This window comes from Cupriavidus sp. KK10 (assembly GCF_018223725.1).
GTDB classification, from domain to species: Bacteria; Pseudomonadota; Gammaproteobacteria; order Burkholderiales; family Burkholderiaceae; genus Cupriavidus; species Cupriavidus necator.
Window position 1 is genome coordinate 517,022 of sequence record NZ_CP073677.1, and the last position, 12,777, is coordinate 529,798.

At 67.0% G+C, this 12,777-nt stretch carries 12 protein-coding genes; 10 read left to right on the forward strand and 2 right to left on the reverse strand.

All coding sequences use genetic code 11. The features are described 5' to 3' along the window. Positions 1-50 precede the first annotated feature (50 nt). The 6 genes from KB879_RS02625 (at position 51) to KB879_RS02650 (ending at position 5,497) form a co-directional block, all read left to right on the forward strand. Positions 51-395 (forward strand): FmdB family zinc ribbon protein, encoded by a 345-nt coding sequence (locus tag KB879_RS02625; protein ID WP_041228286.1) that lies wholly within the window; start codon positions 51-53, stop codon positions 393-395. 14 nt (positions 396-409) lie between these two features. Further along, complete coding sequence (locus KB879_RS02630; protein WP_013955540.1) at positions 410-1,132, forward strand: DUF502 domain-containing protein; 723 nt, start codon at positions 410-412, stop codon at positions 1,130-1,132. 66 nt (positions 1,133-1,198) lie between these two features. Beyond that, the gene (gene aspS / locus KB879_RS02635) at positions 1,199-3,007 is read left to right on the forward strand and encodes an aspartate--tRNA ligase (RefSeq protein ID WP_013955541.1); all 1,809 of its coding nucleotides are present in this window, start codon (positions 1,199-1,201) and stop codon (positions 3,005-3,007) included. A 212-nt stretch (positions 3,008-3,219) separates the two neighbouring features. Further along, entirely contained in the window at positions 3,220-4,131 is a 912-nt protein-coding gene (locus tag KB879_RS02640; RefSeq protein WP_211980704.1) for a hypothetical protein, read from the forward strand. A gap of 98 nt (positions 4,132-4,229) precedes the next feature. Beyond that, positions 4,230-4,718, forward strand: coding sequence for a dihydroneopterin triphosphate diphosphatase (nudB, locus tag KB879_RS02645; RefSeq protein ID WP_153953231.1), 489 nt, complete (start codon positions 4,230-4,232; stop codon positions 4,716-4,718). After that, positions 4,715-5,497, forward strand: a complete 783-nt coding sequence (locus tag KB879_RS02650; protein ID WP_013955544.1) for an endonuclease/exonuclease/phosphatase family protein — start codon at positions 4,715-4,717, stop codon at positions 5,495-5,497. Before nudB ends, KB879_RS02650 begins: the two co-directional genes overlap by 4 nt. A 2-nt stretch (positions 5,498-5,499) precedes the next feature. Here the strand turns inward: KB879_RS02650 and mobB are convergent, their stop codons facing one another. Continuing rightward, positions 5,500-6,015, reverse strand: a complete 516-nt coding sequence (gene mobB / locus KB879_RS02655) for a molybdopterin-guanine dinucleotide biosynthesis protein B (protein WP_013955545.1) — start codon at positions 6,013-6,015, stop codon at positions 5,500-5,502. Positions 6,016-6,109: 94 nt separating this feature from the next. Between mobB and clsB the strand changes: the two genes are divergently transcribed. Next, positions 6,110-7,453 carry a cardiolipin synthase ClsB gene (gene clsB / locus KB879_RS02660; protein WP_211982105.1) on the forward strand — a complete coding sequence of 448 codons (1,344 nt, stop codon included), beginning with the start codon at positions 6,110-6,112 and terminating at the stop codon, positions 7,451-7,453. Here clsB and KB879_RS02665 read toward each other — a convergent pair. Continuing rightward, entirely contained in the window at positions 7,447-7,764 is a 318-nt protein-coding gene (locus KB879_RS02665; protein ID WP_211980705.1) for a hypothetical protein, read from the reverse strand. The two genes, clsB and KB879_RS02665, sit on opposite strands and share 7 nt — an antisense overlap. A gap of 49 nt (positions 7,765-7,813) precedes the next feature. Between KB879_RS02665 and KB879_RS02670 the strand changes: the two genes are divergently transcribed. The 3 genes from KB879_RS02670 (at position 7,814) to KB879_RS02680 (ending at position 12,768) form a co-directional block, all read left to right on the forward strand. Further along, positions 7,814-8,404, forward strand: a complete 591-nt coding sequence (locus KB879_RS02670) for a TetR/AcrR family transcriptional regulator (protein WP_026201385.1) — start codon at positions 7,814-7,816, stop codon at positions 8,402-8,404. Between the two features lie 76 nt (positions 8,405-8,480). Next, a complete protein-coding gene (locus KB879_RS02675) occupies positions 8,481-10,268 on the forward strand; it encodes an acyl-CoA dehydrogenase C-terminal domain-containing protein (RefSeq protein WP_041227732.1) in 1,788 nt (595 codons plus the stop codon). 76 nt (positions 10,269-10,344) lie between these two features. Continuing rightward, entirely contained in the window at positions 10,345-12,768 is a 2,424-nt protein-coding gene (locus KB879_RS02680) for a 3-hydroxyacyl-CoA dehydrogenase/enoyl-CoA hydratase family protein (protein WP_211980706.1), read from the forward strand. Positions 12,769-12,777 lie beyond the last annotated feature (9 nt).

The following is a 12,777-nucleotide window of genomic DNA, read 5'->3' on the forward strand; positions in this document are numbered from 1 at the left end:
GCGATGTCCGCCTTTGTACCGATTCCGAAGTTTTCTCGCGAAATAACACCATGCCGATCTATGCCTACCGTTGCGACGCCTGCGGCCACGGGCGCGATGTGCTGCAGAAAATGAGCGATGCCCCGCTGACGGACTGCCCGTCGTGCGGCGTCGCCGGCTCGTTCAAGAAACAGCTGACTGCTGCTGGTTTCCAGCTCAAGGGCTCGGGCTGGTATGTGACCGACTTCCGCGGCGGCAGCGCCAGCGCGCCGGCAGCCACCGGCGCCGCGGGTGGCACCTCCGCAGCGGCGGCCAGCGCCCCGGCGGCGGCTGAATCGTCGGCCAGTCCTGCCTCGTCCGCTTCGGCCACGCCCGCGGCAGCCGGCGGCTGCGGCAGCGCCTGCGCCTGCCATTGAGCCGGACCCGTCCCGTGGTTGCCAAGAAGACTTCCGCCCTGAAAACCTGGTTCCTGACCGGGCTGCTGGTGCTGGTGCCGCTGGGCATCACGCTGTGGGTGCTCAGCCTGATCATCGGCACGATGGACCAGAGCCTGGCGCTGCTGCCCGAGGCCTGGCGCCCGGACCGGCTGATGTTCGGCAAGCGCGTGACCGGCCTGGGCGCCATCCTCACGCTGCTGGTCATCCTGCTGGTCGGCCTGCTGGCGCATAACTTCATCGGCCAGCGCCTGGTGCGCTGGTGGGAAGCGCTGCTGGGCCATATCCCGGTGGTGGGCCCGATCTACACCAGCGTCAAGCAGGTCTCGGACACGCTGCTGTCGTCCTCGGGCAATGCCTTCCGCAAGGCGCTGCTGGTGCAGTACCCGCGCGAGGGCTCGTGGACCATTGCCTTCCTGACCGGGCGCCCCGGCGGCGACGTGCAGAACCACCTGCAGGGCGAATACGTCAGCGTCTATGTGCCGACCACGCCGAATCCGACCTCGGGCTTCTTCCTGATGATGCCCAAGGCCGACACCATCGAACTCGACATGACCGTCGACGCCGCGCTCAAGTACATCGTCTCGATGGGCGTGGTGGCACCGGCGGAATTGCCGCGCAAGAACGGCAGCGTGCCCCGGCCGGCAGCCCCGGCCAGTCCGGCCAATCCGGCCGGCAGGGCCAGCAACGAGGAAACGGTCGAGACGACCGATCCTTAAGCATCCAATCTGATCACGGGCCGCCCGATGCGTTTCGGGCGGCCGCGTTTTACCGGGAATCTCTTTATGTCCTCCATGCGTACTCACTACTGCGGTCTGGTGACCGAACAATTCTCGGGCCAGGAAGTGGCCCTGACCGGCTGGGTCCAGCGCCGCCGCGACCATGGCGGCGTGATCTTCATCGACCTGCGCGACCGCGAAGGCCTGGTGCAGGTGGTGTGCGATCCGGACCGCCCCGAGATGTTCAAGGCCGCCGAAGAGATCCGCAATGAGTTCTGCATCCGCGTCACCGGCAAGGTCCGTCCGCGCCCGGCCGGCACCGAGAACGCCAACCTGACCTCGGGCAAGATCGAGGTGCTGTGCCATGAGCTGACCGTGCTGAACCCGTCGGTCACGCCCCCGTTCCAGCTCGACGACGACAACCTGTCGGAAACCACGCGCCTGACGCACCGCGTGCTGGACCTGCGCCGCCCGCAGATGCAGTACAACCTGCGCCTGCGCTACAAGGTGGCGATGGAAGTGCGCAAGTTCCTGGACGCGCAGGGCTTTATCGACATCGAGACCCCGATGCTGGGCAAGAGCACGCCCGAAGGCGCGCGCGACTACCTGGTGCCGTCGCGGGTGAATCCGGGCCACTTCTTCGCGCTGCCGCAGTCGCCGCAGATCTTCAAGCAGATGTTGATGGTGTCGGGCTTCGACCGCTACTACCAGATCACCAAGTGCTTCCGCGATGAAGACCTGCGCGCCGACCGCCAGCCGGAATTCACGCAGATCGACTGCGAGACCTCGTTCCTGACCGAGCAGGAGATCCGCGACCTGTTCGAGGACATGATGCGCACGGTGTTCAAGAACGCCATCGACGTCGACCTGGACGCCAGGTTCCCGGTGATGGAGTTCCGCGAGGCCATGGCCCGCTTCGGCTCGGACAAGCCTGACCTGCGCGTCAAACTGGAATTCACCGAGCTGACCGAGGTGATGAAGGACGTCGACTTCAAGGTGTTCTCGGGTCCCGCCAACAGCGACAACGGCCGCGTGGTCGGCCTGCGCGTGCCGGGCGGCGCTGCGATCTCGCGCGGCGAGATCGACGCCTACACCCAGTTCGTCGGCATCTACGGCGCCAAGGGCCTGGCCTGGATCAAGGTCAACGAAGTGGCCAAGGGCCGCGACGGCCTGCAATCGCCGGTCGTCAAGAACCTGCACGACGCCGCCATTGCCGAAATCCTCAAGCGCACCGGTGCCCAGGACGGCGACATCATCTTCTTCGGCGCCGACAAGGCCAAGGTGGTCAACGACTCGATCGGCGCGCTGCGCCTGAAGGTCGGCCACTCTGACTTCGGCAAGGCCAACGGCCTGTTCGAAGACACCTGGAAGCCGCTGTGGGTGGTCGACTTCCCGATGTTCGAGTACGACGAGGAAGACGCGCGCTGGGTGGCCATGCACCACCCGTTCACCAGCCCCAAGGACGAGCACCTGGAATACCTCGAGACCGACCCGGGCAAGTGCCTGGCCAAGGCCTACGACATGGTGCTGAACGGCTGGGAAATGGGCGGCGGCTCGGTGCGGATCTTCCGTTCGGACATCCAGAGCAAGGTGTTCCGCGCGCTCAACATCAACGACGAGGAAGCCCGTGCCAAGTTCGGCTACCTGCTGGACGCGCTGCAGTACGGCGCGCCCCCGCACGGCGGCCTGGCCTTCGGCCTGGACCGCATCGTCACCATGATGGCCGGCGCCGACTCGATCCGCGACGTGATCGCCTTCCCCAAGACCCAGCGGGCCCAGGACCTGCTGACCCAGGCCCCGAGCTCGGTCGACGAGAAGCAACTGCGCGAGCTGCATATCCGCCTGCGCGTCGCCGAGCCCAAGCCGACGGCCTGAGTTGCCTGAAGCTCGCAAGGAAGCCGCGCAATTGCGCGGCTTTTTTGCTTTATGCGCAACGTCGGGTCGACTGTGCTGTGAGGCGCGCGGCGCATTGGTTTCGATTTGTTACCGGTCGGAACGAAGGGCGCCGCCGCGGGGTCTGCTCTTTTTGACACGTAATTTGCCGAGGGGCCTCGCAATGAAGGCTTCCGGCACTCGGGAGGAAATTCGTGACCCTGGATATCGACCTGATCCGCCAGTTCCTGCTGGCCCATGACCAAACCATCCTGACCTGGCTGGTGGCCGGGTTGCTGATGATGCTGCTGGCGCGCTTCGAGCTGCGCCGCGCCGTGCGCCGCTCGGCGCAGGCCATGTCTGAATCGGTGGCCACCACCGTGGCGGCCTGCGTGCCCGACATCGCCCATGCGGTGCAGTCGGCCGCGCCCGCCGCGGCGGCCGAGCCGGTGGAAATGCAGCGCGCCGAAGCGTTGCGCCGGCTGGCGCTGGATACCGTCGGCGTGGTCATGACGCGCGGGCGCTGGCTGGACGAGCTCGGCAACCTGCGCCTGGCCGACGACGCCTTGCTGGCCGGCCAGCGCGCCGACGGCGCCGACCCGCTGCTGGTGGTGGCGCCGCAGCCGGTGGTGCAGGCCTACCTGGATGCGCAGCGCGTGTTCGAGGACGAGGCCGCGCAGGTGCAGGCGCTGCGCCGCGATGCCCAGCGCGTGCAGGAGGCGCTGCAGGCCCTGGACGCCGAGGTTGCCCATATCGAGCAGGAAACTGGCAGCATCGTGCTGCGTTTCGAGCAGGTCAACGCGCAGGCGGCGCAGGGCATGGATGGCGGCGACTACCAGCGCTTCCTGATCCAGAAGTACAACGCGCTGGGACAGCGCGAGAAGGAAATCGCGCTGGATCGCACGCGGCTGCAGGGCGAGGTCCGGCACCGCGCCGACGCCCTGGCCACGCACGCGCATGGCGCGTCCAAGCGCTACCGCCAGGCGCTGGCGCCGCTGATGGACCAGCTGCGTGCCGCCTGGGGCCACGGCGATTCGCCCCAGGTGTTCGACACCTGGCAGCGCACCGCGGGCGACGAGCCGTACCTGGCACCCCATACCTCGTATGGCGCGCGCAGCGCCGCCTGAAGGCCGCCGACAGTCGCCTCGGGCGGGCGCCGCCACGCTTTCGCGTGGCAACGTGGCGCGGCTGCGCTATCCTTGGGTTTGTCCTTTCGCCCAGACCCATGTCCTACAAGATCCCGGAATCCGTGCTGGTGGTGATTTACACGCCAGATCTTCAAGTCTTGCTGCTGGAACGCGCCGATCGCCCGGGGTTCTGGCAGTCCGTGACCGGCAGCCTCGACACCCTGGACGAACCCCTGGCCCTGACCGCCGCGCGTGAAGTGGCCGAGGAAACCGGCCTCATCACCGGCGAGCACCAGTTGACCGACTGGGGCCATACCATCCAGTACGAGATCTACCCGCAGTGGCGCCACCGCTACGCCGAAGGCGTCACGCGCAATACTGAGCATTGGTTCGGGCTGCGCGTGCAGGAGGCGCTGCCGGTGACGCTGGCGCCACGCGAACACCTGCAATACCAGTGGCTGCCATGGGAGCAGGCGGCGCAGCAGTGCTTTTCCAGCAGCAATGCCGAGGCCATCCGCCAGTTGGCCTGGCGCGCGGCCGGGGCTGGCGCTGGCGAGCGGCAGGCGGCGTATGGAGCGCAGCCATGAAGCTGCGCGTGGTCACCTACAACATCCACAAGGGAGTGACCGGCATCTCGCGGCGCCCGCGCATCCAGAACGTGCGCGCCGGCCTGCATGCGATGGATGCGGACATCGTCTTCCTGCAGGAAGTGCAGGACCGCAACGACCGCCTGGTGGCCGCGGCGCTGTTCGATCCGGAGCATACGCAGCTCAACTACCTGGCCACTGACGCCTATCCGCACTCGGTCTACGGACGCAACGCGGTCTATGACTACGGCCATCACGGCAACGCGATCCTGTCGCGCCACCCGATCCTGATGTCCGAGAACCTGGATATTTCCGACCACCGCTTCGAGCAGCGCGGGCTGCTGCATGCGGTGGCGGATGTGCACGGGGTGGAAACCCACCTGATCTGCGTGCATTTCGGTCTGTTTGCGCGCAGCCGCGCGCGCCAGGCCGAGGCTCTGGTGGAGCGCGTGCGCAATGTAGTGCCGGCCGGCATGCCGCTGGTGATCGCCGGGGACTTCAACGACTGGAACCACCGGCTCGATGCGCAGATCTGCAATACGCTGGGCGCGGTCGAGGCCTCGCACGCGCGTGGCGCGCGTCTGCATACCTTCCCCAGCCATATGCCGTGGTGGCAGCTCGACCGCATCTATGTGCGCGGCTATGAGATCGAGCGCGCGCATGCGCTGACCGGCCGCGACTGGGCGCAGCGCTCGGATCACGTGCCGCTGGTGGCGGAACTGGGGCATCCGCAGGGCGAGTTGGCCATGCCCGCGGAGCCCGCCGGCAAGGCCGCCTGAATTCAGCGCGCGCGCTCCGGATAGTCGCGGATGAAGGCGAACACCGCCTGCGGGTCGTTCAGGTCCAGCACCGGCAGCGCGGTCATGGCGGCCACCGCGGCAGGGTCGTCGCTGGCCACCGCCACCACGCCCGGCACCTCGTCCCACAGCGGCGTGCGCCCCAGCGCCGGGCGATATACTTCCAGCTTGGGAAAATCACTGCGCTTGTAGCCCTCAACCAGCACCAGTTCGGTGTCGGCCGGCAGTACGGCGAGCGCATCGTCCAGTTCTGGCGAGGGCACCGCCTCCGGATAGTGGCGCATCAGCGTCAGGTGGCGCGCGCCGACCAGCACGACATTGGCGCAGCCGGCCTCGCGCATGCGCCAGGAGTCCTTGCCGGGCGTGTCGGGGTCAAAGCCGTGGTGGGTGTGCTTGACGCCGGCCACGCGCAGGCCGGCGGCGACGAAACAGGGGATGAGCTGGTCCAGCAGCGTGGTCTTGCCGCTGCCGGACGATCCGGTAATGCCGAATACCTTCACAATGGGTTCCGTGGGGGGGCGTCAGTCGTCGATGGCCCGTCGCTGGCTGCGCAGGCAAGCATCAGTATCGACGATAGCAGAGATGCGCCTGCCAATGTGCGCGCGGCGCCTTGCGCCCGGCAATCTGTCCGATAATCACGGCATGTCACGGATATCCCACTCCGCTCATGCCGACGCCCGCGCGCACGACCCGGCCGCGGCCGGCGACCACGCGCCGCGCCGCCACATGCTGCGCTGGACCTGGCGCCGCGGCAAGCCCACCACCGGCAATGCGGTGCGGCTGCTGCACGGCGGCCAGGACTTCTTCCCCGCGCTGATCGCCGCCATCGACCAGGCCGCGTTCCAGGTGATGCTGGAAACCTACATCTATGCCGATGACGAGGTCGGCCGCGCGGTCAGCGACTCGCTGATCCGCGCCGCCGCGCGCGGCGTGACCGTGCGCGTGACGGTGGACGGATTCGGCGCCGGCGACATGCCCGCCGAGCTGGCCGCGCGGCTGCGCGCCGGCGGCGTGCAACTGCGCGTGTTCCGCATGCTGCGCGGCTTCCGGCTGGCGCGGCGCCACCTGCGCAGGCTGCACCGCAAGCTGGCGGTGATCGACCGGCGCGTCGCCTTCGTCGGCGGCATCAATATCATCGACGACCACAACCACGGCCCGTTCGAGGGCGCCAACCTGGGGCCGCGCTATGACTTCGCGGTGCAGGTCAGCGGCCCGCTGGTGGACGGCATTGCGCTGTCCGCCGAGCGGCTCTGGTGGCGCTTGTCGCTGCGCGATATGCACGGCGCCGAACGCGCCGCCGCGGTGGCCGACTACCCGCTGGTCACCGACCTGCCGCCGCGCCCGGAAGCCGCGGGCGGCGTACGCGCCGCGCTGCTGCTGCGCGACAACCTGCGCAACCGCCGCACCATCGAGCGCGAATACCTGCGCGCGCTGGGCGCCGCGCGCCACGACGTGATCCTGGCCAACGCCTACTTCCTGCCTGGCCATAAGATGCGGCGCGCGCTGCTGGCCTGCCGCGCGCGCGGCGTGCGCGTGCGGCTGCTGCTGCAGGGCCGGGTCGAATACCGGCTGCAGCACTACGCCACCCATGCGCTGTACGCCTCGCTGCTGGAGGCCGGCGTCGAGATCTACGAGTATGCCGAGAGCTTCCTGCATGCCAAGGTGGGCGTGGTGGACGAGGCCTGGGCCACGGTCGGGTCGAGCAATATGGACCCGTTCAGCCTGCTGCTTGCACGCGAAGCCAATGTCGCCGTTTATGATGCGGCCTTCGCCGCTGAACTGCGTACCGCACTGGAATACGCCATTGCGCACCGCAGCGTGCGCGTGATGCCGGAGGTGCATGCGCGCCGCTCGCCGCTGCACCGGCTCGCCAACTGGACGGCCTATATGGTGCTGCGCCTGGGTGTCGTCATTGCTGGTGTCACAGGGCGCTACTGAACGGCAGCTGCGAGCGCGGTGTGCGTTTGCTGCCATGCGGTAGGGCGCTGGCTGCAACCGGTTGCAGCGCCAGCCATGGCCGACATGAAGGACATGCTGCATTGCAGTCCGTTTAGAAACAGCGGTCTAATTAAAAGCTTGATGGTCGGCTGCTGCGCCAGAATAATCTGAACGACCGTTCTTTTTTGGCTTAGACTGCGTGCATTCGCGGTATGCACCGGCAAATCCGCCGGTTCGGCCGCAAGCAGAAATGCAACGTCAGGGTCATACGCGATGCCGCAGCAGGGCATCGCAGAACGGAGAAAAAACATGCGACACCAGTCAGCCCGTCTCGAATCCGCCGCCGCCTCCCCCGCGCCAATGCGCAAGGGTGAAATGACGCGCGTGGCGATTCTGGATGCCGCACTGGAATTGTCGTCCCGCGACGGGCTCGAAGGTCTGACCATCGGGCTGCTCGCGGAACGCATGCAGATGAGCAAGAGCGGTGTCTTCGCGCATTTCGGTTCGCGCGAAGACCTGCAGGTGGAGGTGGTGCGGGAGTATCACCGCCGGTTCGAGCAGGAGGTGTTCTATCCCTCGCTGCAGGAGCCGCGCGGACTGCCCCGGCTGTGGTCGATGGTGCGGCGCTGGATGGAGAAGCGCATCCAGGAAGTGACGACTGGATGCATCTACATCAGCGGCGCCGTGGAGTACGACGACCGTGCCGGCAGCCTGGTGCGTGACGAACTGGTCAAGAGCGTCACCATCTGGCGGGCAGCGCTCACGCGCGCCATCAACCAGGCGCGGGAGGAAGGGCACCTGCGCGCGGACTGCGATCCGCGCCTGATGCTGTTCGAGATGTACAGCCTTGAACTAGGCTTGCATCATGACGCCCGTTTCCTGCGCCTGCCTGACAGTGCCGAGCTTGCCATGGTCGCGCTCAACAAACTGATTCAGTCTTACCGTACCTGAGGTCGCCCCAGTCGGACCGTATCGCGCAAGCGGGACGGGCGGCGTGGCGGCATCGCACAACTCCAAGGAGTCTCAGATGGGCCAGTACACCGCACCGTTGCGCGACATGCAGTTCGTGCTCCATGAACTGCTCGGCGCCGAAGCCGAACTCAAGGCGATGCCGCCGCACGCGGACATCGACGCGGACACCATCAACCAGGTCATCGAAGAAGCCGGCAAGTTCTGCTCGGACGTGGTATTCCCGCTCAACCAGGTGGGCGACCGCGAAGGCTGCACCTACGTCGGCGACGGCGTGGTCAAGGCCCCCACCGGCTTCAAGGAAGCCTACCAGCAGTACGTCGAAGCCGGCTGGCCGGCGCTCGCCTGCGATCCCGAATTCGGCGGCCAGGGCCTGCCGATCGTGATCAACAATGTGGTCTACGAGATGCTGAACTCGGCCGGCCAGGCCTGGACCATGTACCCGGGCCTGTCGCACGGCGCGTACGAGGCGCTGCACGCGCACGGCACGCCCGAACTGCAGCAGACCTACCTGCCCAAGCTGGTCTCGGGCGTGTGGACCGGCACCATGTGCCTGACCGAGCCGCACTGCGGCACCGACCTCGGCATCCTGCGTTCCAAGGCAGAGCCGCAGGCCGACGGTTCGTACCTGATCTCGGGCACCAAGATCTTCATCTCGGCCGGCGAGCACGACATGGCCGAGAACATCATCCACCTGGTGCTGGCACGCCTGCCGGACGCGCCGGGCGGCACCAAGGGCATCTCGCTGTTCGTGGTGCCCAAGTTCATCCCCGATGCCAATGGCAACCCGGGCGAGCGCAACGGCATCAAATGCGGCTCGATCGAGCACAAGATGGGCATCCACGGCAACGCCACCTGCGTGATGAACCTGGACGGCGCGCGCGGCTGGATGGTCGGCGAGCCCAACAAGGGCCTGAACGCCATGTTCGTGATGATGAACGCCGCCCGCCTGGGCGTGGGCGCGCAGGGCCTGGGCCTGACCGAAGTGGCGTACCAGAACTCGCTGGCCTACGCCAAGGACCGCCTGCAAATGCGCGCGCTGACCGGCCCGAAGGCGCCGGACAAGCCCGCCGACCCGATCATCGTGCACCCGGACGTGCGCCGCATGCTGCTGACGCAGAAGGCCTACGCCGAAGGCGGCCGCGCCTTCAGCTACTGGACCGCGCTGCAGATCGACCGCGAGCTGTCGCACCCTGACGAAGCCGTGCGCAAGCAGGCCGGCGACCTGGTCGCGCTGCTCACGCCGGTGATCAAGGCCTTCCTGACCGACAACGCTTTCACGTCCACCAACGAGGGCATGCAGGTGTTCGGCGGCCACGGCTATATCGCCGAGTGGGGCATGGAACAGTATGTGCGCGATGCGCGCATCAACATGATCTACGAAGGCACCAACACCATCCAGGCGCTGGACCTGCTGGGCCGCAAGATTCTGGGCGACATGGGCGCCAGGATGAAGGCCTTCGGCAAGATCGTGCAGGAGTTCGTTGAAGCCGAAGGCACCAACGAAGCCATGCAGGAGTTCATCAACCCGCTCGCCGACATTGGCGACAAGGTGCAGAAGCTCACCATGGAAATCGGCATGAAGGCGATGGGCAATGCCGACGAGGTGGGTGCCGCCGCGGTGCCGTACCTGCGCGTGGTGGGCCACCTGGTGTTCTCGTACTTCTGGGCCCGCATGGCCAAGATCGCGCTGGAGAAGGAAGGCAGCGGCGACAAGTTCTACACCGCCAAGCTGGCCACGGCTCGCTTCTACTTTGCCAAGCTGCTGCCGGAAACCGCCGCCGAGATCCGCAAGGCGCGCGCCGGTTCGGCCACGCTGATGGCGCTGGACGCAGACCTGTTCTGAGTCGACTCTACCCGTCGTTCCCGGCCGGGAACGACGGCTTCGCATCTGTCTAACGCTCACTAATCCAGGAGCGAGCATGTCCAATTTCATCGTCAAGAAAGTCGCCGTGCTGGGTGCCGGCGTCATGGGGGCGCAGATCGCCGCCCACCTGATCAATGCACGCGTGCCCGTGGTGCTGTACGACCTGCCGGCCAAGGAAGGCCCCAAGAACGGCATCGCGCTGCGCGCCATCGAGAACCTGAAGAAGCTCTCGCCCGCGCCGCTGGGCATCAAGGAAGAGGCCGGCCTGATCCAGGCGGCCAACTATGAGGACGACATCGCGCTGCTCAAGGAATGCGACCTGGTGATCGAGGCGATCGCCGAGCGCATGGACTGGAAGCACGACCTGTACAAGAAGGTCGCGCCGCACCTGGCCTCGCACGCGATCTTCGCGACCAACACCTCGGGCCTGTCGATCACCGCGCTGTCCGACGGGTTTGATGCCGACCTGAAGTCACGCTTCTGCGGCGTGCACTTCTTCAACCCGCCGCGCTACATGCACCTGGTCGAGCTGATCCCGACCGCGACCACGCAGCCGCAGATCCTCGACCAGCTTGAAGCGTTCCTGACCACCACGCTCGGCAAGGGCGTGGTGCGCGCCAAGGACACGCCCAACTTCATCGCGAACCGCGTCGGCATCTTCTCGATCCTGGCGGTGTTTGCCGAAGCCGAGAAGTTCGGCATCCCGTTCGACGTGGTCGATGACCTGACCGGCTCCAAGCTGGGCCGCGCCAAGTCCGCCACCTTCCGCACCGCGGACGTGGTCGGCCTGGACACCATGGCGCACGTAATCAAGACCATGCAGGACACGCTGCACGACGACCCGTTCGCGCCTGTGTACAAGACCCCGGCCGTGCTCAAGGGCCTGGTCGACGCGGGCGCCCTGGGCCAGAAGACCGGCGCCGGCTTCTACAAGAAGGAAGGCAAGGCCATCAAGGTGCTCGACGCCAAGACCGGTCAGTATGTCGATGCCGGCAAGAAGGCCGACGAGATCGTGGTGCGCATGCTGAAGAAGGATGCGGCCGAGCGCATCAAGCTGCTGCGCGAGTCGACCAACCCGCAGGCGCAGTTCCTGTGGGCGGTGTTCCGCGACGTGTTCCACTACATCGCCGTGTACCTGGAGCAGATCGCCGGTTCCGCCGCCGATATCGACCTGGCGATCCGCTGGGGCTTCGGCTGGACCTCGGGTCCGTTCGAGGACTGGCAGTCGGCCGGCTGGAAGCAGGTGGCCGAGTGGGTCAAGGAAGACGTGGAAGCCTGCAAGGCGTTGTCGGCGGCGCCGCTGCCGGCATGGGTATTCGAGGGGCCGGTGGCAGAGAACCAGGGCGTGCACGCCGCCGCCGGTTCGTGGTCGCCGGCGACGCAGTCGTTCGTCGTGCGCAGCACGCTGCCGGTGTACCAGCGCCAGGCATTCCGTGCCGCGATCAAGGGCACTGCCGCGGCCGATCCGCGCAAGGCCGGCCGCACCGTCGAAGAGAACGACGCCGTGCGCATCTGGGTGAGCGAAGGCCAGGACGACGTGCTGGTCGTCTCGTTCAAGAGCAAGATGAACACCATCGGGCCGGACGTGATCGACGGCCTGACCCGCGCCATCGACCTGGCCGAAGCCGGTTACAAGGGCCTGGTGGTATGGCAGCCGACTTCGCTGCAACTGGGCGCGCCGGGTGGCCCGTTCTCCGCCGGCGCCAATCTGGAAGCGGCCATGCCCGCCTTCATGATGGGCGGCGCCAAGGGCATCGAGCCGTTCGTGAAGAAGTTCCAGGACGGCATGATGCGCGTGAAGTACGCCTCGGTGCCGGTGGTCTCCGCGGCGTCCGGCATTGCGCTGGGCGGCGGCTGCGAGCTGATGCTGCACTCGGCTTCGCGCGTGGCCGCACTGGAGACGTATATCGGCCTGGTCGAAGTGGGCGTGGGCCTGGTACCGGCCGGCGGCGGCCTGAAGGAAGCCGCGCTGGCAGCCGCGCGTGCTGCGCAGGCCGCGGGCAGTACCAACATCCTGCAGTTCCTGACCAGCCGCTTCCAGAGCGCGGCCATGGCCAAGGTCTCGGCTTCGGCGCTGGAAGCGCGCCAGATGGGCTACCTGCAGCCGTCCGACAAGATCGTCTTCAACGTGCATGAGCTGCTGTACGTGGCGCAGAACGAAGTGCGCGCGCTGGCCAACGCGGGCTACCGCGCGCCGCTGCCGACGCTGGTCCCGGTGGCCGGCCGCTCGGGCGTTGCCACCATCAAGGCATCGCTGGTCAATATGCGCGACGGCGGCTTTATCTCCGCACACGACTTCCTGATCGCCAGCCGCATTGCCGAAGCGGTGTGCGGCGGCGACGTCGAGGCCGGCTCGCTGGTGAGCGAGGACTGGCTCCTGGCGCTGGAGCGCAAGGCCTTTGTCGACCTGCTCGGCACCGGCAAGACGCAGGAGCGCATCATGGGCATGCTGCAGACCGGCAAGCCGGTGCGTAACTAACAGGGCAAG

Coding starts and splice junctions, on each gene's coding strand:
- KB879_RS02625 (WP_041228286.1), top strand. CDS start 51: ATGCCGATCTATGCCTACCGTTGCGACGCCTGCGGCCACGGGCGCGAT.
- KB879_RS02650 (WP_013955544.1), top strand. CDS start 4,715: ATGAAGCTGCGCGTGGTCACCTACAACATCCACAAGGGAGTGACCGGC.
- KB879_RS02680 (WP_211980706.1), top strand. CDS start 10,345: ATGTCCAATTTCATCGTCAAGAAAGTCGCCGTGCTGGGTGCCGGCGTC.
- clsB (WP_211982105.1), top strand. CDS start 6,110: ATGTGCGCGCGGCGCCTTGCGCCCGGCAATCTGTCCGATAATCACGGC.
- aspS (WP_013955541.1), top strand. CDS start 1,199: ATGTCCTCCATGCGTACTCACTACTGCGGTCTGGTGACCGAACAATTC.
- KB879_RS02665 (WP_211980705.1), bottom strand. CDS start 7,764: ATGTTTTTTCTCCGTTCTGCGATGCCCTGCTGCGGCATCGCGTATGAC.
- KB879_RS02670 (WP_026201385.1), top strand. CDS start 7,814: ATGCGCAAGGGTGAAATGACGCGCGTGGCGATTCTGGATGCCGCACTG.
- nudB (WP_153953231.1), top strand. CDS start 4,230: ATGTCCTACAAGATCCCGGAATCCGTGCTGGTGGTGATTTACACGCCA.
- KB879_RS02675 (WP_041227732.1), top strand. CDS start 8,481: ATGGGCCAGTACACCGCACCGTTGCGCGACATGCAGTTCGTGCTCCAT.